The sequence below is a fragment of the Nocardia pseudovaccinii genome (genome assembly GCF_050942345.1).
GTDB lineage: Bacteria > Actinomycetota > Actinomycetes > Mycobacteriales > Mycobacteriaceae > Nocardia > Nocardia pseudovaccinii.
The window spans coordinates 8,276,649-8,302,938 of the sequence record NZ_CP192074.1; the positions used below are offsets into that span (position 1 = coordinate 8,276,649).

The 26,290-nt window shown below is 64.9% G+C and carries 25 protein-coding genes; 11 read left to right on the forward strand and 14 right to left on the reverse strand.

Annotation, left to right across the window (positions count from 1 at the left end; translation table 11 throughout):
- Positions 1–37 precede the first annotated feature (37 nt).
- Positions 38–439 carry a nuclear transport factor 2 family protein gene (locus ACQPZ2_RS37525; RefSeq protein WP_433522733.1) on the reverse strand — a complete coding sequence of 134 codons (402 nt, stop codon included), beginning with the start codon at positions 437–439 and terminating at the stop codon, positions 38–40.
- Positions 440–510: 71 nt separating this feature from the next.
- Positions 511–1,809 carry an MFS transporter gene (locus tag ACQPZ2_RS37530; protein ID WP_433522734.1) on the reverse strand — a complete coding sequence of 433 codons (1,299 nt, stop codon included), beginning with the start codon at positions 1,807–1,809 and terminating at the stop codon, positions 511–513.
- A 153-nt stretch (positions 1,810–1,962) separates the two neighbouring features.
- On the opposite strand from ACQPZ2_RS37530, the gene ACQPZ2_RS37535 reads away from it, so the two are divergent.
- The 5 genes from ACQPZ2_RS37535 to ACQPZ2_RS37555 all read left to right on the forward strand — a co-directional run bounded on the left by ACQPZ2_RS37535 (position 1,963) and on the right by ACQPZ2_RS37555 (position 6,744).
- Positions 1,963–3,348: a metallophosphoesterase family protein gene (locus ACQPZ2_RS37535; RefSeq protein WP_433522735.1), complete on the forward strand. Its 1,386-nt coding sequence runs from the start codon at positions 1,963–1,965 to the stop codon at positions 3,346–3,348.
- Positions 3,349–3,360: 12 nt separating this feature from the next.
- On the forward strand, positions 3,361–3,792 hold the full coding sequence (locus ACQPZ2_RS37540) for an SRPBCC family protein (RefSeq protein WP_433522736.1): 432 nt from the start codon (positions 3,361–3,363) through the stop codon (positions 3,790–3,792).
- An 86-nt stretch (positions 3,793–3,878) separates the two neighbouring features.
- Entirely contained in the window at positions 3,879–4,904 is a 1,026-nt protein-coding gene (locus ACQPZ2_RS37545; protein ID WP_433522737.1) for an alpha/beta hydrolase, read from the forward strand.
- Between the two features lie 131 nt (positions 4,905–5,035).
- Positions 5,036–6,121, forward strand: coding sequence for an S-(hydroxymethyl)mycothiol dehydrogenase (locus tag ACQPZ2_RS37550; protein WP_433522738.1), 1,086 nt, complete (start codon positions 5,036–5,038; stop codon positions 6,119–6,121).
- Positions 6,118–6,744, forward strand: a complete 627-nt coding sequence (locus ACQPZ2_RS37555) for an MBL fold metallo-hydrolase (RefSeq protein ID WP_433522739.1) — start codon at positions 6,118–6,120, stop codon at positions 6,742–6,744. Before ACQPZ2_RS37550 ends, ACQPZ2_RS37555 begins: the two co-directional genes overlap by 4 nt.
- A gap of 76 nt (positions 6,745–6,820) precedes the next feature.
- On the opposite strand, the gene ACQPZ2_RS37560 is transcribed toward ACQPZ2_RS37555, so the two are convergent.
- The 3 genes from ACQPZ2_RS37560 to ACQPZ2_RS37570 all read right to left on the reverse strand — a co-directional run bounded on the left by ACQPZ2_RS37560 (position 6,821) and on the right by ACQPZ2_RS37570 (position 9,088).
- A complete protein-coding gene (locus ACQPZ2_RS37560; RefSeq protein ID WP_433522740.1) occupies positions 6,821–7,279 on the reverse strand; it encodes an SRPBCC family protein in 459 nt (152 codons plus the stop codon).
- A 38-nt stretch (positions 7,280–7,317) separates the two neighbouring features.
- The gene (locus tag ACQPZ2_RS37565) at positions 7,318–8,160 is read right to left on the reverse strand and encodes an alpha/beta fold hydrolase (protein WP_433522741.1); all 843 of its coding nucleotides are present in this window, start codon (positions 8,158–8,160) and stop codon (positions 7,318–7,320) included.
- A gap of 88 nt (positions 8,161–8,248) precedes the next feature.
- On the reverse strand, positions 8,249–9,088 hold the full coding sequence (locus tag ACQPZ2_RS37570; RefSeq protein WP_433522742.1) for a DUF72 domain-containing protein: 840 nt from the start codon (positions 9,086–9,088) through the stop codon (positions 8,249–8,251).
- 66 nt (positions 9,089–9,154) lie between these two features.
- On the opposite strand from ACQPZ2_RS37570, the gene ACQPZ2_RS37575 reads away from it, so the two are divergent.
- On the forward strand, positions 9,155–9,466 hold the full coding sequence (locus tag ACQPZ2_RS37575) for a pyrimidine/purine nucleoside phosphorylase (protein WP_433522743.1): 312 nt from the start codon (positions 9,155–9,157) through the stop codon (positions 9,464–9,466).
- 5 nt (positions 9,467–9,471) lie between these two features.
- Here ACQPZ2_RS37575 and ACQPZ2_RS37580 read toward each other — a convergent pair whose 3' ends face one another.
- The 4 genes from ACQPZ2_RS37580 to ACQPZ2_RS37595 form a co-directional block, all read right to left on the reverse strand.
- Positions 9,472–10,323, reverse strand: coding sequence for an NAD-dependent protein deacetylase (locus ACQPZ2_RS37580; protein ID WP_433522744.1), 852 nt, complete (start codon positions 10,321–10,323; stop codon positions 9,472–9,474).
- Positions 10,324–10,387: 64 nt separating this feature from the next.
- Complete coding sequence (locus tag ACQPZ2_RS37585) at positions 10,388–10,936, reverse strand: YceI family protein (RefSeq protein ID WP_433522745.1); 549 nt, start codon at positions 10,934–10,936, stop codon at positions 10,388–10,390.
- A gap of 128 nt (positions 10,937–11,064) precedes the next feature.
- Complete coding sequence (locus tag ACQPZ2_RS37590; RefSeq protein WP_433522746.1) at positions 11,065–12,165, reverse strand: LLM class flavin-dependent oxidoreductase; 1,101 nt, start codon at positions 12,163–12,165, stop codon at positions 11,065–11,067.
- Between the two features lie 82 nt (positions 12,166–12,247).
- Complete coding sequence (locus ACQPZ2_RS37595; RefSeq protein ID WP_433522747.1) at positions 12,248–12,949, reverse strand: TetR/AcrR family transcriptional regulator C-terminal domain-containing protein; 702 nt, start codon at positions 12,947–12,949, stop codon at positions 12,248–12,250.
- Positions 12,950–13,002: 53 nt separating this feature from the next.
- On the opposite strand from ACQPZ2_RS37595, the gene ACQPZ2_RS37600 reads away from it, so the two are divergent.
- Together ACQPZ2_RS37600 and ACQPZ2_RS37605 are read left to right on the forward strand one after the other, a co-directional pair.
- Positions 13,003–14,460, forward strand: a complete 1,458-nt coding sequence (locus ACQPZ2_RS37600; RefSeq protein WP_433522748.1) for an MFS transporter — start codon at positions 13,003–13,005, stop codon at positions 14,458–14,460.
- Between the two features lie 180 nt (positions 14,461–14,640).
- Positions 14,641–15,414, forward strand: a complete 774-nt coding sequence (locus ACQPZ2_RS37605; protein WP_433522749.1) for a hypothetical protein — start codon at positions 14,641–14,643, stop codon at positions 15,412–15,414.
- 19 nt (positions 15,415–15,433) lie between these two features.
- On the opposite strand, the gene ACQPZ2_RS37610 is transcribed toward ACQPZ2_RS37605, so the two are convergent.
- Both ACQPZ2_RS37610 and ACQPZ2_RS37615 read right to left on the reverse strand, forming a co-directional pair.
- Complete coding sequence (locus tag ACQPZ2_RS37610; RefSeq protein ID WP_433522750.1) at positions 15,434–16,561, reverse strand: serine hydrolase domain-containing protein; 1,128 nt, start codon at positions 16,559–16,561, stop codon at positions 15,434–15,436.
- A 60-nt stretch (positions 16,562–16,621) separates the two neighbouring features.
- Entirely contained in the window at positions 16,622–17,275 is a 654-nt protein-coding gene (locus ACQPZ2_RS37615) for an SDR family NAD(P)-dependent oxidoreductase (protein ID WP_433522751.1), read from the reverse strand.
- 230 nt (positions 17,276–17,505) lie between these two features.
- Between ACQPZ2_RS37615 and ACQPZ2_RS37620 the strand changes: the two genes are divergently transcribed.
- From ACQPZ2_RS37620 to ACQPZ2_RS37630, 3 genes are all read left to right on the forward strand, one after another.
- Positions 17,506–19,059, forward strand: a complete 1,554-nt coding sequence (locus ACQPZ2_RS37620) for an LCP family protein (protein ID WP_433522752.1) — start codon at positions 17,506–17,508, stop codon at positions 19,057–19,059.
- A gap of 125 nt (positions 19,060–19,184) precedes the next feature.
- A complete protein-coding gene (locus tag ACQPZ2_RS37625) occupies positions 19,185–20,399 on the forward strand; it encodes a L,D-transpeptidase (protein WP_433522753.1) in 1,215 nt (404 codons plus the stop codon).
- Positions 20,400–20,534: 135 nt separating this feature from the next.
- Entirely contained in the window at positions 20,535–21,119 is a 585-nt protein-coding gene (locus ACQPZ2_RS37630; RefSeq protein WP_433522754.1) for a TetR/AcrR family transcriptional regulator, read from the forward strand.
- A gap of 1 nt (position 21,120) precedes the next feature.
- Here the strand turns inward: ACQPZ2_RS37630 and ACQPZ2_RS37635 are convergent, their stop codons facing one another.
- From ACQPZ2_RS37635 to ACQPZ2_RS37645, 3 genes are all read right to left on the reverse strand, one after another.
- Positions 21,121–23,151 (reverse strand): CocE/NonD family hydrolase, encoded by a 2,031-nt coding sequence (locus ACQPZ2_RS37635; RefSeq protein ID WP_433522755.1) that lies wholly within the window; start codon positions 23,149–23,151, stop codon positions 21,121–21,123.
- Between the two features lie 238 nt (positions 23,152–23,389).
- Complete coding sequence (locus ACQPZ2_RS37640) at positions 23,390–24,589, reverse strand: RNA-guided endonuclease InsQ/TnpB family protein (RefSeq protein WP_433522756.1); 1,200 nt, start codon at positions 24,587–24,589, stop codon at positions 23,390–23,392.
- 229 nt (positions 24,590–24,818) lie between these two features.
- Positions 24,819–26,285 (reverse strand): flavin-containing monooxygenase, encoded by a 1,467-nt coding sequence (locus ACQPZ2_RS37645; protein WP_433522757.1) that lies wholly within the window; start codon positions 26,283–26,285, stop codon positions 24,819–24,821.
- Between the last annotated feature and the right edge of the window lie 5 nt (positions 26,286–26,290).

The window sequence follows — 26,290 nt, forward strand, 5'->3', positions numbered from 1 at the left end:
AGCCATCATCCCCCTGGACGGCCGCCCTCGGGTGGGTTCAGGCGGCGTCCGACAGTGCCTCGTGCCAGTGCCAGGTGTCGGTGTATTGGTGCAGGGCGAACAGCTTTTCGTCGGCGATATGCCAGATGTGAGCGAATTCGGCGGCCACATGCTTGCCGGTGGCACGCGCGGTGCCGCGGTAATGGCCGGTGACGATGACGGTGTCCGGATAGGCGTCGAACCATTGCTCGGCGAAGGGCGCGATCTCGTATTCGCGGAACACCGGCTGCCAGATACCCGCGAGCGCCGCCTCCGGGCTCTGCGCCTGCGTGACCGTCACACTGGGCATGCCGGGAGCCACCCAGCCCTGGAAGCGTGGATGCAGCGCAGCGAGGATGGCCGCCGCGTCCCCGGACTGCGTTGCTTTGTAGAACTTTTCGACTACGTCTCGGTTACTCATATCCTCATATTAGAGGGATCGTTCTACATCAACCAGCGGGAGCGTCCGGTGATACCCGGCACAGCCACTCACTAAGTGGTGCGGATTCGGGATCGCAGTGCGAGAACGCCCGCGGCCGAGCCGATCATCGCCAGGCCGACGACCCACAGTCCGGCTCGCTGGGTGCCGGTGAGGTCCTTCAGTGCGCCGGTGAGATACGGCGCGACGAACCCGCTGACATTGCCGATGGAGTTGATCAGGGCGATTCCGCCCGCCGCGGCCGCACCGGACAGGAAGGTGCTCGGCAGCGCCCAGAAGGTGGGCAGCGCGGCGAGTACTCCGACGGCACAGACGGTGACCGCGACCATGGCGGCGAAGGGGTTGCCCAGATACAGCGCCACCGGAATCGCGAGTCCGCCAACCAGCGCGGGCAGCGCGACATGCCACGCCCGCTCACCGGTTCGGTCACCGTGCCTGCTCCACAGCACCATCACGACGGCGCCGATCACATAGGGCACCGCATTGATGAGTCCGCGCTGCACTACCGAATAGTGGGTGCCGTACTGCTGCTGGAAGCCGTTGATGATCGTGGGCAGGAAGAATCCGAGCGCATACAGGCCGTAGACGATGCCGCCGTAGATGAAGGCGAGGCCGAGCACGCGTGGATGGGTGAGCGCCTTGCGCACCGTCCAGTGTTCGACCCGGGCGGCCTGCTCTTTCTCGAGTTCCGAGGTGAGCCAGTCCCTTTCGGTCTCGGTCAGCCACCTGGCCTGCGTGGGCCGGTCGGTGAGGAAGAACCAGGTGACCACCGCGAGGGCGATCGCGGGCACGCCCTCGACCAGGAACATGAATCGCCAACCGCTGAGGCCGAAGACACCGTCGCCGTACTGGATGATCAGGCTCGATACCGTCGAGCCCAAGGCGGTCGAAATCGGCACCGCCGTCATGAACAGCGCGACGATCTTCGCGCGCTGGGTCTGCGGAAACCAGTAGGTGAGATACAGCAGGATGCCGGGAAAGAAACCGGCCTCCACCACGCCGAGGGTGAATCGCAAGATATAGAGCCAGGTTTCATTGGGCACGAATGCCATGGCGGTGGCGACCACACCCCAACTCACCATGATTCTGGCTATCCAGCGGCGCGCACCGAACCGGTGCAGCGCCAGATTGCTCGGCACCTCGAGTACGAGATAGCCGATGAAGAAGATGCCGGAGGCGAAACCGAAGGCCGTCTCGGTCAGCCCCAGCTCCGTTTTCATACCGCTGGGCCCGGCGAATCCGATATTGACCCGGTCCAGGTAGTTGATGAAATACAGCAGCCCGAGATAGGGCACCAGTCGAATCGTGACCTTGCGCAACGTCGCGCGGGACACCTCGGGCGTTCCGTCCATTCGCGAACTCTCGACCCGCATCCGTCCCGCAGTCAAATTCCCAGACCCGGCGATACCAATGTTCGACACCGGACAGCCGACACGTCATGTGCGGGGACCCGAGCGTTCAACCGGCAACCGTACTGTTCGAGCCAGAAGCGAACGGAGATTCCCATGCTCGAGCCGCGACTTCGAACCCTATGGCTGGCGAATGTGGCCGCGGGCGCGGCCGCTGTGACCGTGCGCACCCCACTCTACGCCCGCCCCGGATCCACCCATTCCGTTCGCGTGCAACGGGATTCGATGCTGGCCACGGACCTCGAGGTCGTCACGGTGACCGACCGTTCGGTCATCCTGACCTGGACCACGTGCACCCGCGACCGCTATGGCCGCACCCGCCCGGTCCCGGCCGATACCGAGGTCCGTATCGCACCGGTCGACGGCCGCTCGGCGGCGCGACCGCGCTACCTGGACTCCCGGCCGACCGCCTACCACTATGCGGAACTCGACGGCCTCGAACCCGGCCGCACCCACCGATTCGAGGCCTACTCGGACGGCCACCGCGCCGTCCCTGCCCGCACCCTGGTGACCCGCCGCTCCGGAACACCGGAATCCACCGGCACATTCACCACCGCCGAGCCGCCGCCGGGACGACTGCTGCACACCATCGCACTCGCCAATGACGTGCACTTCGGCGAGCACAGCAGCGGCCTGATCGTGGCCGGGCTTCCCACCGGCCTGCGCCACGAGACCGAGCACTATCCGGAGTTCATGCTGACCGCGTTGCTCGACGATCTGCGCCGACCGGACCGCGCGGCCGATCAACTGATCGTCGCGGGTGACCTCACCGATACCGGTACCCTCGAACAGAGCCTCGGCGTGCGGGCGCGGCTGGACGAGTGGGGCGTGCTCGGCCGCGACTACTTCGTCTGCCGCGGTAACCACGACAAGCCCGACGAAAACCGTATCGACCACTGGGGCACGGTATTTCACGCACGTCAGCGCCTGGTCGAATATCGCGTCGGTGAGCTGCGCATGATCGGCCTCGACACCACCCGGCTGCGTGGATCCGGTGGCACAATCGTCGCACCGCAAATAGCGCATCTGCGCGAACTCCTGGCGGCTGATCCGGATCAGCCCACCCTTGTTTTCGGGCACCATCCGGTGACTTCCCATGCGGCGGTGAGCAATCCGGGTGGCCCGGGGTTCGTTCTCGATCGCACGAATGCCGCCGCGCTCGGCACGCTCTATCGCGACGCTCCCGGCGTATTCCTGCACCACTGCGGCCACACCCACCGCAACCGGCGCAACCGCCCTGACTCCGGTGTCGACGTGGAGTTCCTGGAAGTCGCCGCCACCAAGGAATATCCGGGCGGCTACAGCCTGCTGCGCGTCTACGAGGGCGGCTACACGGTCAACTTCTACAAAACCCGCACCGAGTCGGCCCGCTGCTGGAGCACCCGCACCCGCCGCCAATACCTCGGCATGCATCCAGATCACGCCCTCGGCAGCTGCGCCGACCGCAACCACGTTGTCCAGCGCGATTTCTCCGGGTTGTAGTTACAGTCGGTCATGCGGACAGTGACCGTGCGGCGCACCATCGCGGCGCCGATCGAGCGGGTTTTCGATTGGATCACCGATGCGGCGAACTACCGTCAGGTGTCGGGCGTGCTCCGGGCCGAGGTCACGCGGGTCGGCACCGACGGCGTCGGCACCATTCGCGAAGTCACCACGGCCGCATTGAAGCTCACGGAAGAGATCGTCGGGTACGAGCGCCCGGTGCGAATGGACTATCTGATCCGGTCCTCGATTCCGCCACTGCGGCACGAGAGCGGGAGCATGCGGCTGCGGGAGACCGCGGACGGTACCGAAGTCACCTGGGTCTCGACCTTCGAGGTCCGGACTACTGTGTTGAGTGACGCATTGACCAGGGCATTCGCACCCGCAGTCGCCTTCGGTTTCCGCACGGTGCTGCGGACGGCCGAGCGCGAACTCACCGGCTGACGCGGCACCGCCCTACCGGCGACCCGGCTACTGTCGCAGACAGGCGGGAAACTTCGGGAAGCCGAGCCGGGAGAGGTTGGTAGCTGATGAGCGTTGGTGGTCTTCGATTGGCATCGGTTGTCGCCGCCGTCGTGCTCGGATCCGTTGTGGCCGGACCTCGTTCGTACGCGGCGCCGGACGAACCGGGCTCGGTGGTGACCGCGGATGGATCACGGATTTCCGGGATTCGGGTTCGGGATGATCGGCATCTCACGTTGACGGTGTACTCGGGTGCGATGGCGCGGGAGTTATCGGTGGAGGTGCAGCGGCCCGCGGATACCGGAGTGCCGCGGCCGACGTTGTACCTGTTGGCCGGGGTGGATGGTGGGGTCGATGGGGCGACCTGGGGGTCGAAGACCGATGTCATGGGGTTTTTCGGGGATAAGAACGTCAATGTGGTGCAGCCACTCGGTGGGGCGTACAGCTATTACGCCGATTGGCGGGCGGCGGATCCGGCGTTGGGGGTCAACAAGTGGCAGACGTATCTGACACGGGAATTGCCGCCGCTGATCGATGCCGCGTTGGGCACCAATGGGCGCAATGCGATTGCCGGGATCTCCACCTCCGGTACGTCGGTGCTTTCGCTGGCGATTTCGAGTCCGGGGTTGTACCGGTCCGTCGGCGCGTTCAGTGGTTGCGCGCAGATCAGTGATCCGGTCGGGCAGGCGTTCGTCGGGCTGTCAGTGCGCAAGGGCGGCGGCGATCCGGTGAATATGTATGGGCCGCCGCAGGATCCGATGTGGGCGGCGCATGATCCGTATGTCAACGCCGAAGGCTTGCGCGGCTTGAATTTGTACCTGTCGGCGGGGAGCGGACTACCCGGGCCGTACGACAATCCCACCGATCCGCATACCCAGACTTGGGCAGAGGGTGGCTTGCCCCTGCAGGTGACGATGGGCGGCGCGATCGAAGCATCGACCGCCTGGTGCACCCGCAACATGCGAGCCCGGCTGAATCAGCTCGGCATTCCGGCCACCTACGACCTCGAACCCACCGGTACCCACTCGTGGGGTTACTGGGAGCGCGCACTGAAGGAATCCTGGCCGGTTCTCGCCAACGGACTGGGCGCCTGAGCCCCGCCGACCTCGCCTTCACCAGACGCGAGTATTCCCCGAAGTCGAAATAGTCCACGGTCACTCTCCTAGGCTTTGGTACGAGTGGAACGGCATGTGTCTCGAGCACTCGGCGACATCTAGGAGGAATCGTGTCCGAAACCGTGCGTGGCGTGGTTGCCCGTAGCAAGGGCGCACCGGTCGAACTCGTCGATATCGTGATCCCGGATCCCGGGCCGCACGATGTGGTGGTGCGCATCCAGTCCTGCGGGGTGTGCCATACCGATCTGCACTACCGCGAGGGCGGGATCAACGACGAATTCCCGTTCCTGCTCGGGCACGAGGCCGCGGGCATCGTGGAGACCGTCGGGGATGCGGTCACCCATGTCGTCGCGGGCGATTTCGTCATCCTGAACTGGCGCGCGGTCTGCGGTGAATGTCGCGCGTGTAAGCGCGGCCGCCCGTGGTACTGCTTCGCCAGCCACAATGCCAGCACGAAGATGACGCTCACCGACGGCACCGAACTCAGCCCCGCCCTCGGCATCGGCGCATTCGCGGACAAGACGCTGGTGCACGAAGGTCAGTGCACCAAGGTCGACCCGAATGCCGACCCGGCCGTCGCCGGACTGCTCGGCTGCGGCGTCATGGCGGGTCTCGGCGCGGCGATGAATACCGGCAATGTGTCGCGTGGCGATACGGTCGCGGTCATCGGCTGCGGCGGTGTCGGCGATGCCGCCATCGCGGGTGCGCGACTGGCCGGTGCGCGGACCATTATCGCGATCGACCGCGACCCCCAGAAGCTCAGCTGGGCAACGGAATTCGGTGCAACTCACACGATCGATGCGACAAAAACCGATGTCGTCGAGCAGATCCAGGAGTACACCGACGGTTTCGGCGCGGATGTGGTCATCGACGCGGTCGGGCGCCCGGAAACCTGGAAGCAGGCCTTCTACGGACGCGACTTGGCGGGCACCGTCGTGCTGGTCGGCGTCCCGACGCCGGATATGACCATCGATATGCCGCTGATCGACCTGTTCTCCCACGGCGGCGCACTGAAATCCTCCTGGTACGGCGACAGCCTGCCAGAACGCGATTTCCCGATGCTCGTCGATCTGTATCTGCAGGGCCGACTTCCGTTGGAGCGCTTCGTCACCGAGCGCATCGCCCTGGACCAGGTCGAAAAGGCCTTCTCCGCAATGCATGCCGGTGAAGTGCTGCGTTCGGTGGTGGTCTGGTGAGCCTGCGCATCGATCGGGTCGTCACCTCCGGCACCTTCTCACTCGACGGCGGCACCTGGGATGTCGACAACAATGTGTGGTTGATCGGCGACGATGCCGAGGTGGTGATCGTCGACGCGGCGCATGACGCGGACGCGATCATCGCGGCCGCCGGCAACCGCAATGTCCGCGCGGTCGTCTGCACCCACGGTCACAACGACCACGTCACCGTCGCACCGGAACTCGCGAAACGCCTCGACGCCCCGATCCTGCTGCATCCGGGCGACGATCCGCTCTGGCGCATGACCCACCCCGACGTCGACTACGAATCACTGGCCGATACCCAGCGAATCACCGTGGCGGGCACCGATATCGAAGTCCTGCACACCCCGGGCCACTCCCCCGGCTCGGTCTCCCTGCACCTGCCCGAGGCCACCGCCCTGTTCACGGGCGACACCCTGTTCAACGGCGGCCCCGGCGCCACCGGCCGCTCGTTCTCCGACTTCGGCACCATCATCGATTCCATCCGCCACCGCCTGCTGACCCTCCCCGACGAAACCACGGTCCACACCGGCCACGGCAAAACCACCACCATCGGCACCGAAAAACCCGCCCTATCCGACTGGGTCGCCCGCGGCCACTAACGAGAATCAAGATCAGGTGGAACTGGTGGCGGCGGCTTCTCGGGCCGATGCCGCCATGGATTCCACCTGATCTTGATTACTGTTCGGCGTCGGCTTTGATGCGCTCGAGGGTTTGGCGCATGCCGTCGCGGTTGGTTTTGGTGCGGGCGCGGCCGGCTACGAGCCAGTAGAGGCGCAGGGGGAGGTTGTTTTCGTTGAGCTGGAACGATTCGGTTACGTCGGTACCGCCCTCGACCGGTTCGAAACGGTAGCGCCAGGTATTGATCGCCATCCCGCGCGGTCCGAGCACGGTGAATGCGAACTCACGTCCGGGCTCGCACGCGACGATCCGGCAGACCGTCCAATACTTCAGCCCCCAGCCATTACGGTTGACGTGGCCGCGGAATTTGACGCCCACTGCGGGAGCCGTTGCACCACCGAGCCATTCGGTGGCGAAGGTCTCCGGCGAGTACTTCCCGGTATTGGTTATATCGCTGACCAAGGCCCAGATCTTGTCTGCGGGTGCCGCCATTCGAACCGTCACGCTATCGTGCATACCTGCACGCTAGCAGGCACCTTCTCAGACAGGTCCGCTCAGTGCGGATCGATGCCGGTCCAGAAGGCGACCAGATCGGCGCACACGCGGGCGGGGCGCTCCTCGTTCGGTAGGTGGCCCACACCGTCGTAAACCGCGGTGCGCGCGCCTATTTCCTCGGCATAGCGTTCGTGGACGCTCGGCGGCCAGAGATCGCCGGAGTTGCCGTAGGCGATGAGGATCGGGAGACCGGTGGCGCGCAGGGCCGCGGTGCAATCGGTCGGACCCTCCATGGCCCGCATGATGCCGATCAGATTCGCCTTCTTCGTCGTGAAGATGCGGTCGCGCAGGAATTCGAGCTTCGCGGGTGGAACCAGGGCCGCCATGGCCTGACTCATCTGCTCCCACAGTGCCCGCTGGCCACCGCTTTCGATGAGTTGGGCGACCAATTGCGGTGGCGCGAAGTTGATATCGGAGGTCGAGGACGGGCCGGAGGCGAGCAGGCCGAGGCTGCGGAAGCGGTCCGGATGGGCGGCAAGCGCGGCACGCGCGACGTAGCCGCCGAATGAGTGACCCACCAGGTGAATCGGAGTGTCGTCCGAGATCTGGTCGGCGACGAGGATCAGATCGTCGGCGAAATCCGCCATCGTGTATCCCGATGCCTCATCGGGACCGTCCGACTGCCACTGCCCGCGCTGATCGTAAGCGACACAACGGAATCCGGCTGCCGACAGAATGGGCACCATGGCCTCGAAGTCCTCTTTGGAGCCGGTGAAGCCGGGGACCAGCAGCACCGTGCCGCGCATCTCGACGTCATGCGGCGGTACGGATTCCCAGGCAGCCAGCGCGCCCGCCGCGCCGCGCAGGGTGAAGGATGTGGACTGCGCGGTGGCGTGGCTCATCGGTTCCTCCATCGTGCTCGGCACTAGTGCGGCAACACCGTCCAGTCTATCCGAGCAGACATTCGGAATCGTTACTTATTCGAGATATTCAGAACAAAGTCATCGGCTCGGTCGGAATCGGTTCGGGCTGCGGCTCGAGTTCGGGCAGGCGGGCGCGGACCTCGTCGTGGAAGCGGCGGGCGAGGTGCAGGGAGGAGGCGTTGTCGGGAGTATGGATGAAAACCGTTGGTGAGCGGCCCTCGCGCAGCCAAGCGATGACGATGTCGAGCCACGGCTGCCAGCCGGCAACTGTGCGCTCGGCCGAATCGCGGCCGTGATAGCGGACGATCGGGAACTCGGTGAGCGCTCGCGTGCGGCGCGGCACCCGCGGCTTCTTCGCCCGCGCCTCGGCCTCCGCGGCGCTCTCGGCGGGTCCTTCGAAAAGCAAAGTGGTGTCGAAGGGCACCCATTCGGCGCCTACGCGCCCGAGCACCTGCTCCAATTGCCGTGCGGCGCTTTCATTTTCGAAGAATGCGGGATGACGGACCTCGACGGCGGATCGGTACGAGCCGGGCAGCGTGCGCAGGAATCCGGCCAGCGTCCCGAGATCAGTCGGACCGAACGATCCCGGCAACTGCACCCACAGCGCATGGATGCGCGGGCCGAGCGGTTCCATCGCATCCAAGAAGGTGCGCAGGTCGGCTTCGGCACCGTGCAGCCTGCGCTCGTGCGTGATCGGCTTGGGCAGTTTGACGACGAAGCGGAAGTCGGGATCGGTCTGCTTCGCCCATGACCGCACCGTGTTGCGCGTCGGCGTCGCATAGAACGTCGTATTGCCTTCCACCGCGGTGCACCACGAGGCGTAGTGCCGCAACCGCTCGGCCGGAACCGGTTGATATTCCTGCCATGCCGCGTGCGTCCACATCGCACATCCCACGTGAAGCCGCATGACAGGGACGCTAACGCACGTCACGTACGCTGACGGCTCCACCTCCAGCACCTCGGGAAAGAGATCATGACGCGGTTCGAGAATGTCGGTGTGGCCAAGAAGGCCAATGTGTACTTCGACGGCAAGTGCATCAGTCACAGCATCGAGCTGGCCGATGGCACCGCGAAGTCGGTGGGCGTCATCCTGCCGTCCACCCTGACGTTCAATACGGTCGAGCCGGAGATCATGGAGTTGATCCAGGGCGAGTGCAAAGTCACCCTCGCCGGCGAGACCGAAGCCGTGACCTACCGCGGTGGCGAATCGTTCTCGGTGCCGAGCAACAGCTCATTCGAGATCGAGGCGCTCACGACGCTGCACTACGTCTGCCACTTCGGCTGAGCCGGTCAGACGCCGACGCGCTCGGCACCCAGTGAATCCGCCAGCGCGGTCAGCACATCCGCGCACCCGGCATCGACGGTGAGTGTGGCGAGTTCATCACCTCGGGTCGGGCCGCGGTTCACGATGGCGACCGGCTTGCCCTGTTTCGCCGCATATCGCACGAACCGCAGCCCGGACATCACCGTCAATGACGATCCCGCCACCAGCAGCGCGTCCGCCGCCTCGACCATTTCGAATGCGGTGGCGACGCGCTCCTTGGGGACGTTCTCCCCGAAGTACACGATGTCCGGCTTGAGCATGCCGCCGCAGCGCGCGCAGTCCACCATCCGGAAATTCGCGGTATCGGCGACCACCGCATCGGCATCGGGGGCCACCTCCACCCCGGTGGCCGTCGCCGACGCCGCGAAACCCGGATTCGCCGCCTCCAACCGCTCGGCCAAAGTCATCCGCGAAATCAGCGCCGCACAGCCGAGGCACCGCACCCGCGCATAGGTCCCGTGCAGATCGATAACCCGCCGATGACCCGCCTTCGTATGCAGCAGATCGACATTCTGCGTAATCAACCCGGTGACGACGCCCGCGCGCTCCAACCGCGCCAACGCCCGATGCGCCGCATTCGGCCGCGACCCGTCCATGGCCCGCCACCCGATATGGTTGCGCGCCCAATACCGCTGCCGAAACGCCGCATCCCCCACGAACTGCTGATACGTCATCGGAGTCCGCACCGGCGACCCTGGCCCCCGATAATCCGGAATCCCGCTGTCGGTCGACACCCCGGCCCCCGTCAGCACCGCGACCCGCCGCGCCGCTAGCAGCCCGCACAACCGCTCGACAGCGGATGCGTCGAATCTGGACATGGAATTCAGAGTAAGCGCAGCCGCCCGGTCGGTGACCCCGGGCGGCTGCGAAGGCACTACGTGATCAGGCCTGCAGGCCGAGCTCGATCTCCAGCGTGAGGGTGATCTTGTCGCCGATCACCGCACCGCCGTCGGGCAGCGGCATATCGATGGTGATGCCGAAGTCGCGACGGTTGATGACGGTCTTGGCTTCGAAACCGGCGACCGGGCCATGGCCCATACCGGGGTTGACGCCGAGGAATTCGACATCGAGGGAGACCGGGCGGGTGGTGCCGCGGATGGTGAACTCACCGTCGACGACGAAATCCTCGCCATCGACGCGGAATCCGGTCGACTTGAAGGTGGCCACCGGGAAGTCGGCGGCATGGAAGAAGTCGGCGGTGCGCAGGTGCGCGTCGCGCTGCTCGTTGTCGGTGGTCACCGACTCGACCAGGATCTCCGCCTCGGCCGAGGCGGTGCCGTCCTCATTGATGACCAGCTTGCCGGAGAAGTCGGCGAAGCGGCCGCGGACCTTGCTGACCATCAGGTGACGCACACTGAAGCCGAGGGTGGAGTGGGCGGGATCGATGACCCAGGTGCCCGCGGTCAGATCCTTGACGGTGGTGGTCGACATTGTCGGTCTCCTCATATGGTTGATTTTTCAATTACTTGTACATCGAACGAGTATTCAGTTCTGGCATTTCAGGACCGGTGCGCCGTTGCACCGAGGGATCAGGTCGGGTCGGCGAATTCCGGATCAGGTCACTGCGCGACTTCCACGGCGCTGCCCTGGGCACGAGCCGCGACCAATGACGCATGAGTCGGCGCATCCGGGACATGTGCCGGACGCAGTGCGTCGAACTCCTTGCGCAGCACCGGAACTACCTCCGCGCCGAGTAGATCGAGTTGCTCCAGCACCGTTTTCAACGGTAGACCCGCATGGTCCATCAGGAACAGCTGTCGCTGATAGTCGCCGAAGCTTTCCCGGAACGTCATGGTCTTTTCGATCACCTGCTGTGGACTGCCGACGGTCAGCGGCGTCTGGTCGGTGAACTCCTCGAGCGACGGGCCGTGGCCGTAGACCGGCGCGTTGTCGAAGTAGGGCCGGAATTCACGCACCGCGTCCTGAGAGCTCCTGCGCATGAACACTTGTCCGCCGAGGTCGACAATGGCCTGGTCGGCGGAGCCGTGGCCGTAATGCTCGAAGCGACGCCGATACAGCTCGATCAAGCGCTGGAAGTGCTCCTTGGGCCAGAAGATATTGTTCGCGAAGAAGCCGTCGCCGTAGTAGGCGGCCTGCTCGGCGATTTCGGGACTGCGGATCGACCCGTGCCACACGAACGGCGGCACGCCGTCCAGCGGTCGCGGCGTTGCGGTGAACGCCTGCAACGGAGTACGGAATCGGCCCTCCCAGTCGACTACATCCTCGCGCCAAAGCCGATGCAGCAGATGGTAGTTCTCGATCGCCAGCGGAATGCCATCGCGAATGTCCTTGCCGAACCACGGGTAGACCGGACCGGTATTGCCGCGGCCGAGCATCAGATCGACGCGGCCGTCGGCCAGATGCTGCAGCATGGCGAAGTCCTCGGCGATCTTCACCGGATCATTGGTGGTGATGAGCGTCGTCGCCGTCGACAGTTGCAACCGCTCGGTCTGCGCCGCGATATAGCCGAGCATCGTGGTCGGCGACGACGGCACGAACGGCGGGTTGTGATGCTCGCCGGTGGCGAATACGTCAAGGCCGACCTCTTCGGCCTTGCGCGCGATCGCGACCATCGCCTTGATGCGCTCATGCTCGGTCGGGGCCCGACCCGTCGTCGGGTCGACCGTCACATCGCCCACCGTGAAGATTCCGAACTGCACCACGCCTCCTCTCGGAAAGTCTGACACCTATTTGGTGGATATGGCAACCAACAGGGCGGCATCGCCATCTATTCCCGAGGGGTCACTTGCGCAGCCGCGACTCCAGACCGTCCATGACGCAGAGCAGACCGAAATCGAAGGCCATCGCGCGGGCGGTCTGATAGTCGGCGGGTTGCATCTTCCGATAGTCGTCGAGCATCTCCGGATAGTCGGAGGCGAGCTCATCCATGACGTCGAGCACCATCTCCTTGTCGAAACCCTTGTCGCCGAATGCCTTCGCTGCAGTGATCTCCGGGATGACCTGCCCGAGTACATAACTCGTCACGGTGCCACTCGCGAGGTAGATATCGACGCCGGTGAATCCGGCGTCGATAAAGGTGCGGCGCAGTCGATCACTGAGCTCGAAGGCCTTGGGGCCCACGCTCGGCAGGGAGCCGATCAGGGCGGTCACCCAGGTGTGGTCGAGCATGGTGAGCCGGAAGTTGTAGGCGTAGGTCGTGACGACCTCACGCCACGAGGCCTGGTCCGGATCCGGAATTCGGATCAGACCCCAGATCTCGTCGAGCACGAGTTCGAGCAGTTCATCCTTGTTCGCGACATGCCAGTAGAGGCTGGTCGCACCCGCATCGAGCTTCGCGCCGAGCTTTCGCATGCTCAGCGCGCCGAGTCCGTCCGCGTCCAATACCTCGATTGCGGCGGCGACGATCTGGTCGCGGCGCAGTCCGGCCGCCTTCGGCTGGCGCGGCTCACGGGTCCACACCGAGGAGAACTGCTGCTTTGTCACGGGGTCAGCATAATTCTCTCGCACATTGTGCGATTCTATCGTACGGTGTTCGAGTGGAATCGAACGTTGTACGAGATCCTCGCCGTTGGTGGATTCTGGGGGTCCTCTGTCTATCTCTGCTGGTGCTGATGATCGATGGCACTGTGCTCAATATCGCCATTCCGTCTTTGATCCGGGAACTCGACGCGACACCGTCTGATGTCCAGTGGATCCTCGACGCCTACGTCCTCGTCTTCGCTGGACTGTTGCTCACCGCGGGCAGCCTGTCCGATCGGTTCGGCCGGCGGCGCATGCTGGTGATCGGGTTGGCACTGTTCGGCGCGGCGTCGCTCGCGGCAGTGTTGGCGACCGAGCCGTGGCAGGTGGTCGGGGCGCGCGCCCTGATGGGCGTCGGCGGATCGCTGCTCATGCCGTCGACCCTGTCCATCCTGATGACCACCTTCGCCGAGGACGAGCGGCGCAAGGCGATGGCGGCCTGGTCCACCGTATCGATGGTCGGCATCGTGCTCGGGCCGACTCTGGGCGGCTTTCTGCTGCAGCATTATTGGTGGGGTTCGGTGTTCCTGCTGAATATCCCGGTCGCGGCGCTCGCGATTGTCGCCGCGCTGGTGCTGATGCCGGAATCCACCGGTGAGCAGCGGCCGGTCGACCTGATCGGCGTGCTGCTGTCCATCGTCGCGCTCACCTCGACGGTCTACGTGATCATCGAGCGCGAGTGGAACATTCCGATGATCGGACTCGCCGTGGTCACCGGGTTGGCGTTCGTGGTCTGGGAGAGCCGGTCGGCGCACCCGATGCTGCCGCTGGCGGTGTTCCGCAATCGCGATTTCACCGGCACCTGCTGCACGCTGCTGCTGATGGTGTTCGGTATGGGCGCGATCATGCTGATGCTCACCCAGTACCTGCAATTCGTGCTCGGCTACGGGCCGATGAAGGCGGGACTGGCGCTGCTGCCGTATGCGGTGGCCGCCGCGGTGTGCAACGGTCTCGGCGCGACGCTGGGCAAGAAGTTGAGCAATAAGACGCTCATCGTCGCCGGTCTGCTCGTCATGGGCGGGGCGTTCGCGATCCTGGCCGTCGGTTCCGGATACTTCGCGGTGCTGGCCAGCATGCTGGTCATGGGGATCGGCGGCGGTCTGGCAGGTCCGGCCGCGTATGCCGCGATCATGAGCGCCATTCCGCTCGAGCATGCGGGCGTCGGCTCGGCCATGAACGACACGCTGCAGCAGGTCGGCATGGCGATCAGCATCGCGATCCTGGGAAGCGTACTGGCCGGTGTGTTCACGTCGCATATGCCCGATGACGCACCCGCCGCCGCACGTGAATCCATCGGCGCCGCATTCCAACTCGGATATATCGAACCGGCCAAGGAAGCGTTCACCGATGCCATGTCGACCGGCGCCTGGATCAGCGCGGGCTTCAGCATCGCCGCGGCACTACTCGGGTTGCTACTGCTGCGGACACGGCCCGCGCCGCAGGTCGACACGCCGGAGGAAGTAACCGTGTCATAGCTGGCATCGATTTTTCGCTCCGAATAAGGTCGCTTCGCGCCGCAGGCTCGGCTAGGCTCCCCTCGACCTCCTTGCCGCGCATACGAGTACATTGCACGGGGAGTTTCTCGAGCAGGAGAGTCGAGCCTGCACGGGGCGTTGCGAAGAGCGAATAATCTGATGACTGAACGGAATACCCGAATGAAGCTTTGCGATAGCACTGCGGCGGCGATCCTTGTCATCGGTGCCGTGACCTTGGGCGCCGGAGTTTCGCATGCCGAGCCGGTCGCCGCGCCCCCGCGGCAGGACATCACGTACTCGGTCAAACTAGTCGACAAGACAGTGGTGGCCAGCGTGCGCAACGGCACCTTCACCCTGTCCAAGGCGGCCGAAAGCGAGCTCGCGGCCGGCGGCGACGGGCGGCTGGTCGACAAGGACGGCACGCTGGTCGATAAAGACGGCAAGGCCGCCGATATCGCCGATGTGGTCGATGTCGTCGATCTGGCCGATACCGATGGTCACGTCGTCCTGACGCTGCCGCTACGGTTCCGGGTCGCCGATACCGACATACCGGTCACGCCGGTGGTCGAAAAGGACGGCACGGTACTGGAACTGGCAGCGCAGAAGCCCGCCGGGCTCGACATCTCGCAGCCACTGGCCATCAAGCCGGTCGCATCGATGACCGAAAACAACGCCGCCCGCAATGAATTCGCCACGCAGTTCGGTCTGGCCACGGCGGTCGGCGGCTTCGTCGGCACCGCCATCGGCGCGGTCGTCGGATGTGTCGCCACCATTGCCGCGGGCTGCATCCTCGGCTTGACCACCGGCGCCGCCCTCGGCGGGATCCTCGGCACGATCGTCATAGGCGGACCGGTGCTGATCGCCTCCGGCGTGGATTATGTCAACACGATGATGGCTCCGGACGGCACCACCCGGTTCGCGGACAAGACGACGCCCCAACCCGCACCGAAGTAGTTCCGCAGAACCGACTTCCTCACCCGCAGAAGGCGCCGTCTACCAGGCTGTCCATCGCGCCCTTGTAGCCGAGGCCGAACAAGGGCGGGACTTGGTTGAGGCTGACGGTTATCGCGCGGGTGGGGGTGTAGCCGCCGAAGACGAAGAAGCCGTCCATGGCGCCGCCGTGGCTCCAGATATCGATGCCGCAGGCATTGGTGCGGTGGAACAGGCCGAGGCCGACATCTTCGGGAAGGGCTGGGTCACCGCCGTGGATGGTGTGCTGCATTTCGGCGAGTTCGGTTGGGCGAAGCAGTTTTCCGGAGAGGAGGGCGGTGAAGAAGCGGTTCAGGTCGGCATCGGTGGAGACGAGCGCGCCATCAGCCAGGCCCCAGCCCGGGTCGATATCGGTGATGTCGACCTGGGCGCCGTTGAAGATCTGATACGCGCGCGGGTGCGGACCGCGAATCACGTTCTCCTGCGGGAATGCGGGCCAATAGGTGTCTTGGAGATCCAGCGGGATCAGGATCCGGGAGGTCACCTCGACGCCCAGCGGCCGTCCCGTGACCTGCTCGATCAGCTTTCCGGCCAGCAGGTAATTGGTATTGGAGTAGCTGAAACGCGAACCGGGCGCGAACAGCGCGGGCATATCCAAACCGAGTCGGATCAGCTGATCCGCGGTTTGGTACCGCTGCAATGCCTCGACGGACCCCCAGTCCAATCGAAGGAGATAGTCCGGAATACCACTGGTGTGCTGCAACAGATTTCGGACGGTGATCAGATTCCCGTCGCCGCCCGGGCCGCGCACCACACCGGGCAGATAACGCTCGATCGGAGCGTCCAGCTCGACTCGCCCCTCCCCCACCAATTGCAGCACCACGGTCGCCACGAATGTCTTGGTATTGCTGGCGATCCGAATCTGTGCGTCATCCGGGAACGGAGCGCCCGTCGCGAGATCGCCGACACCGCTATTGATCTGAGTCGCGTCGCCGTCGGCCGTCACGACCAGTTGCCCCCCTGGCACGAAAGCCGAACGGACCAGGTCATCCAACCTGGCTTGCAGCACCTGGGGGTGCACCGCGGCCGGTTGGGCCGAGGACGCCGCGAGATGCGGCAGCGAAATCATGAGTGCGGCAACCAAAACCGTCGCTACATTGAACCACCGCATCCATCCTCCTTCGTCGCGACCCGCTCGGCCGCGCGTCGTTGGTCGGAATGTCTTGTCGGATCAGCCGTTATAGGACACATGCGGTGTCCAGTCGTCGAGGGGGCGGACGGCGGCGGCGTGCAATGCCGCGGCGACCCGATCCCGGGTAAACGCACCTTCACCGAGCACACCATTGATCTGCACCGCGACGGCGCGGAAACCGTCGGGCGCCATGGTGGTGTCCAGGCTGGTGACGAGATTCCGCACCGCCGCCTTCTGCACACCGAGCGATGCCGCCTCATGCCACGGCTTATCCGCCGCGGCGCTCCCCGTGACGAGCACGCGCGCACCGGGGGCGAAGAACGGCCGCGCGGCCTGCACTGCGGGCAGCAGCGCCGCGGCGCCGATCGTGAAGTCCTCGATCAACTCCGCGACCGTCAACCGCAGCGGATCCGCCTGCCGGAAGATGCTCGGGTTGAAGTGCAGCACGTCGATGCGCCCGTGCCGCTCGCCCACCTCGGTCACAACTCGAGTGACATCGTCGGGATCGGCCAGATCCACACCGACACCTTCGGCATCGAAACCTTCGCCCAGCAATTCCTTCGCCAACGGCTCGGCCTCCGCGCCGAGCCGACAGGCCAGCACCACTACATACCGGTCGCGTGCGAAAAGACGGCCGACGGACAGCCCGACGCCGGGACCGGCACCGAGGACGAGCAACACGGGAGCAGCCATGCATACGAGACTAGATCGTCAATCTGTGCAGGTCACAATGTCCGGTTCTTGCCTGCCCCGAACGCTGTCGGTAACACTGGGAAGGTTGAGCAGGCCCTTTCGAGTGACCTGCAAGCAGTCACTAACGGGTGCAACAAGTCGTTAGCGGGTATGACCCGGACATGCGCTGGTGTCGTGACCCGAGACGAAAGCTGAGGCGGCAAGAATGACCCGGGAACTAGGCCGCCGCCATGGATGACGACACCGTCGAGCTTCCCAAAATCACCGAGACTCACCGCACCGGGCACCGGCGAGCAGCGCACCGACGAGCGGAACCGAAACCGCATCGCGCCCGCAAAGCGGCAAAGATCGCAATGCGCGTCCTGACATCGATCGCCGCTCTCGCCGTTGTGTCCGGCACCGGATTCGCCTGGTCGGCCAAGAACGAATTCGATAGCGGCTTCACCCACACCGACGCGATCGGCAAGGATGCACCACGCTCACTCGGCGGCGATCTGAATATCCTGCTGATCGGCCTGGATACCCGCAAGGACCTCGACGGCAACGACTTGCCGAAGGCGATCCTGGACCAGTTGCACGCCGGCGACGGCGACAACGGCGGCTACAACGCGAATTCACTGATCCTGCTGCATATTCCCGCGGATATGCACAAGATCGTCGCCTTCTCCATTCCGCGCGACGACTATGTCGCGGTCTCCGGCATTCCGGGCTACGACCACGCCAAAATCAAGGAGGCCTACGGGCTGAAGAAGGCCGCCACCGAGACCAAGCTGGAAAATTCGGGCATGAAGGACAAGGTGGCCCTGGAACGCGCGGGCCGCGAGGCGGGGCGGGCATCGATCGTGCAGACGGTGCGCAATCTGGTCGGCGTCCCCATCGACCGCTTCGCCGAAATCTCGCTCGTCGGCTTCTACGATCTGGCCGACAAGCTCGGCGGCGTCGATGTCTGCCTCAACCACGCGGTCGACGACAGCTACTACTCCGGCGCCGTCTTCCCCGCGGGGCCGCAGCATCTCGATGCCGCCAATGCGCTGTCCTTCGTGCGCCAACGCCACGGATTGGAGAACGGCGACCTCGACCGTACCCACCGCCAACAGGCCTTCCTCACCTCGGTCGCCAAATCGCTGAAGGACGCCGGCACGCTGACCAACATCAGCAAACTCTCCGGTCTCATGGATGTGGCGCACCGCGATATCGTGCTGTCCGACGGCTGGAACCTGCTCGACTTCGCCCGCGACCTCGGTTCGGCGGGCTCGATCTCGGTCGAATTCCGGACGCTGCCGGTGCTGCGCTACGACAATATCGACGGACAGGACGTCAATATCGTCGATCCGGCGGCCATCAAGAAGGAAGTGCGCGCCGCCTTCGGTATCGAAACCACGCCGACCACCTCGACGCGTACCCCGACCAGCATCGTCGATGTCCGCAATGCGAGCGGATACACCGGCCGGGCCGCTCAACTCTCCACCGCTCTCACCAAGCGCGGCTATCCGGCGGGCACGGTGGACAACGGCACCACCCGCGCCACCTCCACCATCACCTACGGGACCGGCGCCGAGACCGATGCCGCGCAGCTCGGCGACATCCTCGGCCTCACCGCGACCGTATCGCCGAATGTCGAACCCGGCCACATCAGCGTGGTCGTCGGCACCGATTTCACCATGCCCACCGAACTCGTGCCGACCACCAGCGCGTCCGCGACCACCACCTCCGCCACACCCGCACCCGATGCGGGCAAGCCGGTCGCGACCACAATCGGCAGCAGCGTGCCCTGCGTCAATTGATGCGGATGTTCGCGCAGGTCACACCCGCGGCGGCGAACCTCGCCCGAAATGGCCGGTAAACTACGGCACGGGCCAGTATGTCGTAGGTGCGCCGCAGGGAACGCACGGCGAAACACAGGAGAGTCATGTCGAGTCGCCGCTTCCGGTGGAGAGCAGCTGCGGGTTTTGCATTGGTGATGATGTTGCTCGTCGCCGGATGTTCATCGAAGTCGGAAGCGCCGACCACTCAGGCCGGACCGCCGCCGCCCCCGATCGTCATAACGCCCGGCGGTGGCAACAATGTCGATCCGCTCGCGCCGGTCGTGGTGACCGCGAACGACGGCATGCTCACCTCGGTGAAGCTCACCAATGAGGCGGGCCGTTCCATCGAGGGCATCTACACCCCGGACAAGACCGCATGGAAGCCCGTCGATCCACTCGGCTATGGGCACACCTACACGGTCAGCGCCGAAAGCCTCACCATTACCGGCCGCGTCGGGCCGACCACCTCGACCTTCAGCACGCTGGCGCCGAACAACCAGACCAAGGTCTATATGACCACCACCGGCGGTACACCGCTGACCGACGGCGGCACCTTCGGTGTCGGCACCGTCGTGGTCGCGCATTTCGACGAGGACGTCCCGGACAAGGCCGTTGCGGAGAAGCGGCTCTCGGTGACGACCAACCCGCCGGTCGAGGGTTCCTGGTACTGGCTCGACAAGCGCAACGCGCACTGGCGGCCGCAGCAGTACTTCGCACCGGGCACCAAGGTGACCGCCGCCGCCAACATCTACGGCGCGGACCTCGGCGGCGGCCTCTACGGCCAGGAGGACACCAAGACCACCTTCACCATCGGCCCGTCGCATGTCTCCATCGCCGATGACAACACCAAACAGGTGCAGGTCTTCGAGAACGGCAATCTGATCCGCACCATGCCCACCTCGATGGGAAGGGGCGGCAGCGAGGTCATCGGGGGGAAGACGCTGACCTTCTGGACCCAGCCGGGCATCTACACCGTGATGGACAAGGGCAATCCGGTGATCATGGACTCCTCCACCTACGGCCTGCCGGTCAATTCCCGGCTCGGCTACAAGGAGGCCATCGGCTGGGCCACCCGCATCAGCACCGACGGCATCTATCTGCACCAGCTCGATTCCACGGTCTGGGCGCAGGGCAGCCAGAACCTCTCGCACGGCTGTCTGAACCTGAGCCTCGCGAATGCCCAGTGGTTCTACAATTTTGCGATTCCGGGCGATGTGGTCGAGGTCCGCAATACCGGCGGCGCACCGCTCGAGGTCTGGCAGAACGGTGACTGGGGCGTGCCCTGGGACGAGTGGGTCCAGGGCAGCGCGCTGCACTGAGTCTTTGCCGCCCGGACAGAATTTCCGGGCGAAAGTTCCAGGTGTGGCAGAATCGTCGGCATTATGACCGTCTTGACCAGCGCTTCTCCGGACCGATTGCCCCGGGGGCCGCATCGCTTGACCCGGGACGAAGTCGTGACGTCACAGCGCGAGCGGCTATATATCGCCGCATTGGAGGCAGTCGCCGAACTCGGTTACGGCCCGACCACGATCACCGATATCGTCGGCCGGGCCCGGGTGGCCCGGCGCACGTTCTACGGGTTGTTCGAGAGCAAAGAGGAATGCTTTACCGCCGCTTTCGATTTCGCGGTCGACGTCATCACCCGTGAACTCGACCGGGTGGTCACGGAATCGGGTGCGGACACCTTCGTCGAGCTGGTGCGCACGACGCTGGAAACGTATCTGGAGTTCCTGGCCGCCGAGCCGGGCGCCGCACGCGCGCTGCATATCGAAACCCTCGCCGCCGGACCGGGACTCATCGCCCGCCGGGCCCGCACGCACCGTATGTTCGGCTATCGGATGGTGGCCGCGGCCCGAATCGGTGTGCGCGCGGGCGAAGTTCGCGCCGAACCCGATCCGGGGCTGATCGATGTGCTGCTCGGTGGCATCGACGATCGAGTCAGGGCCACCCTGATCGAATCCGGGCCGCAGGAGCTACCGGCCTTGGCGCCCACACTGACTCGCGCCGCACTGGTCTTGCTCGGCTCCGGCCCGGCCTGATTCACCAGCCCGGCTCGCCGTCGACCGGAATGTTCACCCAGCTCGGCTGATTCGGGTCCAGCTCGATGTGCTGCGGCTTCAACCCACTCTCATTGAGCAAGGGGCGCAACGGAAGACTGCTCGGGAAGTTTCCGGCGAAGATGTCGACGCGCAGCCGGTGCCCCGGTTGCAGCACGCCGTCGGTGGCGAACATTCCGATATCGATGACCGTCGGCTGACCGGGCACGATCGGTTCGCGGGTGTCCAGGGTCAGATAGGGGTAGGGGTCGGTGTAGTCGCCGTTGGCCGAGCGGGTGGCCTTGCTCTCGTCGACGGCGCGCAGGGATGCCGTGCGCTGGCCGTGTGTCCACTGGGTCGAACGTCCGTCCGGCGCAACGTCGTTCAGGGTCACGGTCCAGTAGCCGTCGGTGGCGTCCAAGACGGTATCGAGGTGTATCGCGATCGGGCCGGAGATCTGCGTCGGCACGGCGACCGGCGAGCTGGTGAAGGTCAGACCATTGGTCTCGGCGATCCGCGAATCCTTCGTGCAGATATCCGGCAGCGGCAGGATGCCAGCCGTCCCCTGCGCACCGTCGCGTGAGCAGAGCGTGGTCAAGCCGGGTGCGATCGAAACCCGCGCGGGTCCGCCCGGCTCCCCGGTGAGGCTGCCGTCGTAGGCGCTGCCCGGCGCGGTGCCCGAGGCCGTCGCGTTCAAATACATACGGCGGTAATCCATATCGGGCCGCGGGAAGGCCGAGGTGTGGGTCCAGCCGCCGCCCTGCTGCCACAGGGTGACCTGGTCGTAGTCATCGATGCCGTTGTCGATGCCCTTGAGCCACTTGTCGAACCATGCGCGCTGCAATACATCCAGGGCCGCCGGTCCGTCGGCGTCACCCATGCCCGAGCCGGTGGTGATGTGATAGTTGTTGTCCATCACCAGCTTCTTCTGGCTGTCGGGCACATTGATCGCGTTGTAGACCCGCGGCGAGGAGTAGGCGAAGATGTCCTGCCAGCCGCCGTAGACGAAGGTGGGCACATCGATGCGATCGGGATGTCCGATCCAGGCCGTGCGCAACGGGCTTTGATCGTCGAGCACCGAATACATTTCGGGCGGAATCTGATCCATGCTCTGGGTGCCCAGCGCCATGATGATCATATTGAAGAAGGTGAACGGGTCACGGACGCGATCCGCCAGCCAGGTCCAGTCGAACTTGCCCGCCAGCATGGACACCACATCGGGAATCAGCTTCGTACCGTCGACGGCGAGCAGCCATTCCGGGATGAACCCGATGCCGAGTGCGCCACCGGGTGCGGCCACGTCACGGATCAGATCGCTACCCGGCACGATCGGGAAGATCGCCTGCAGCGCAGCGGGTCTGCGCTCCGCGGTCTGCAGCTGGTTGATGGCCGAATAGGAGATGCCGCTCATGCCGATCTTGCCGTTGGACCACGGCTGCGCCGCGGCCCAGTCGACGACCTCGACGCCGTCCTGCTGCTCGCGATCGCCGAACACCTGCCAGGTGCCCTCGGAGAAGCCGGTGCCGCGCACGTCGACGACCACCTGGGTGTAGCCGCTCTGCACCAGTTTGCGATCCACCGCGAAGGTGCGCGCGGTGCCGCCCGCCAATGCTTGTGCCAGATCGCTGATCCCGCTCAGGCCGTAGGCCGAGAGATCGAAGCCGTGCAGCGCCTGCATCAGCGGCTCGGCCAGGCCGGGGATGGCCAGCACGGAGTCGGCGATATTCGCCACCAGCTTGGTGTAGGGCGTGAGGTTCACGATGGTCGGCGTCGGCTCGACGATCGGCTGGCCCGAGGCGTCGGCCGGGTGGTACACATTCGCCTTCAGCACCGTGCCGTCACTCATGGTGATCGGGATGTCCCAGTCGATGTAGACGTTCGGATACTGTTGCGGCCCCGCATGAGTCGCGGTCAATTGCGCATCGAGACCGAGCGTGGCCTGGGTCGGTGCGGCGGCGACCACCACTCCGGCAAACACGGCGAAGGTGGCTATCGCAGCAGCCACTGCCTTAATCGGACGTCGACGTCGGATCATGCTTGCCAAACCCTCCCGGCAATGAGGAACTACCCCGTTCCCATCAACGAGTGGGTACAGTAACGTGCATCACCGTTGGTGCGCAACCACGACTCACTACAACGCTCTGTGCAGCACACCTCGGACCGTGGACCGCAGTTAAGTTGCCAGGCATTCTCCCGAAACGGCTGTGCAACAGCAAAAAACGAACACATTGGTGCGTTGACATCCTCGTCTCCGTGTACGGAGGCGATTCCTGCTAGACCGTTACAGCCTGTCGGTGGGTTCCTGCTTCATCGTGCGGTGCCGGAACGGGTTCCGGTCTTACCTGCACTCCACAGGCGTTTAGTCTCTCCGCCTGCCCGGCGGCGAGAATGTTGTCAGCGGCGTTGCGGTCCCGGTCGTGGACGGCACCGCATCGGCATATCCAGGTTCGGACCGACAGCGGCTTCGGCCCGTCGATCACTCCGCACATCGAGCACAGCTGCGATGACGGGAAATACCGGCCGACCCGGGCAAAGTACCGCCCGTATCGAGCTGCTTTCTCCTCCAGGAACCGGGTGAACATGCCCCACCCCGCATCGTGCACCGACTTCGCCAACCGGGTACGCGCCAAACCCTGAGTGCACAAGTCCTCGACATACACCGCTTGGTTATCACGGATGATCGTCGTGGAGTGCTTGTGCACCCAATCCCGGCGTGTGTCAGCGACTTTCGCGTGCGCCCGCGCTACCCGCAGACGTGCCTTCGCTCTGTTCTGGCTGCCTTTCCGCTTCCACGACAAGGCCTGTTGGGCCTTACGGAGTCTGCGTTCGGCACGGCGGAAGAACTTCGGGGACTCGATCACCTTGCCGTCAGACATGACAGCGAAGGTGGTCAACCCCAGATCAATACCCACCTCTGCATCGATTTCAGGTAGCGGCTCGCTGTCTGCCCGCACGACGAACGACGCAAAATACCGCCCGGAGGCATCACAGATGATCGTGACCGACGACGGGGTCGACGGCAGCTCCCGCGACCACTGCACCGCGACATCACCGATCTTCGGTAACCGCAGCTTGCCGCCTTCAGTGACCACGAAACGGGCATTAGCCGTGAATCGGATGCTCTGCCGATGATCTTTACGGGAGCGGTATCGGGGCGGGGAAACCTTGCGCCCCTTGCGTTTCCCGCTGACCGAGGCGAAGAAGTTGCGGTAGGCGGTGTTCACGTCTGCCAGCGCCTGCTGCAACACAACCGCCGACACTTCGCCCAGCCATGCCCGCCCCGGAGTCTTCTTCGCAGCGGTTAGAGCTCGCGACAGAGTTGCGTCACTCAGATAGGGCTCACCGGCAGCTCGCGCCTCCTGTCGCGCGCGTAGTGCGTCATTGAACACCACGCGCGCGCACCCGAATGCCCGCGACAGGGCTTGCTGCTGTCTCGGTGTCGGGTAGGCGCGAAAGGTGTACCGCAACTGCACATATCACACACTACAACTTGCCGGGCCAGCATCAGGCGGGCTCGGACGGTGACGCGCCGTTCTCGATGTTGAAACATCGAATCGGGCATAAGGCGCGCTCGAGCCTTATGTGCCTCAGGCATGGGCCTTCACCTCCGCCTGAAGGTCGGGGCATTAGCCCGCATGCCGGCACGGGCCGCCCGAAACGTGTTCGGTGCATGACGGCACCCCCGGAAAATTCGGATCTAAGTTATGTAATGAACACTCCAGTGTCCCAGTCCTGCGGGCGGATTCGACGCCGGTCTAGCCGGATACTAAACGTTCCGCCCGGCCAAGTCAGGGTGTTGGTACCGTTACCATCCACGAAGTAGCTGGTGCATCCGCCGGTCGACCACACCCGGGTGCCGAGCAGTTTCCGTGCCCGCGTGACCCATTCGCGCTCGGCCCGCTCGGACGGACTGTAGCGGCGAATCCCCTTGGCGCGCATGTGCTCGATCGTCTTGGCGATCAGCTTCGTGGTGGGTTCGATGGCGAGGAACTGCGAGGTGTGCGGCAGTGCGGTATTCGGTCCGGTGACCGCGAACAGATTCGGCAGCCCCGCGAAAGCGATGCCGCGATACGCGCGAAAACCATCGCGCTGGAACTTCTTTCGCGTAGAGGTCGTCGCGGTGCGGAACTCCGGGAAATGCGCGATGGAATCCTGGACGCGGAATCCGGTGGCCCACACGATCGCGTCGACCTCGTGCAACTCCCCGTCGGCGGTGCGCAGGCCGGTCGCGGTGATCTCGGTGATCTTCTCGGTGCTCAGCCGCACATTCGGGCGGGTGAACGAGCTGTAGTACTCGTCGGAGACCATCGGTCGCTTGCAGCCGAATGCGTAATCGGGCGTGAGTTTTCGCCGCAACTCGGGATCGGGCACCTGCTCGGCCAGCACCTTGCGGACGACCCACTCGTAGACCGAAACCAACCGCGGATGGAATTCGGCGAAGTGCATGGCCTCCAGGAACAGGAAGACGAATCCGCGTGCCGCCAACCGAATCGGCGGCACGGTGCGCAGTATCTTGCGCACCGTCGGCGGAATCGGCCGGTCCAGACGCGGAATCACCCAGGCCGGAGTGCGCTGGAACGAGATGAGCTCACCCGCCGACTTCGCCAGCGCGGGCACGATCTGCACCGCGCTCGCCCCGGCCCCGACCACCGCGACCCGCTTGCCCGTCGGTTCGAATGACGGGTCCCACTTGCTCGAATGCATCTGCGGCCCAGCGAAACCGGAGCGGCCGGGGATATCCGGAACAGCCTCGGCGTGCAGGGAGAAGTAACCCATGACGACGGCGCGGGCCCGGACCAGTCCGCCGTCGCTCAGCCGCAGCACCCACTGTTCGGCCTCGTCGTCGAAATCGGCCTCGGCCACGTCACTGTTCAGCCGCACATGCCGCCGCAGATCGAAGGTGTCGACGACCTGCTCGGTGTAGGCACGCAATTCGGGCTGGGTCGCGTACACGCGCGTCCAATCCGCGTTCGGTGCAAAGGAATACGAGTACAGCACCGATGGCACGTCAACCGCGCAGCCGGGATAGACGTTATCGCGCCAAGTGCCGCCGATGGCGTCGGCACGTTCCAGGATGACGAAGTTGTCATTGCCGAGGCGTCGCAGGTTCACCGCGACGCCGAGCCCGCTGAAGCCCGAGCCGATAATCGCCACTTCGTAATTCGACATGGATG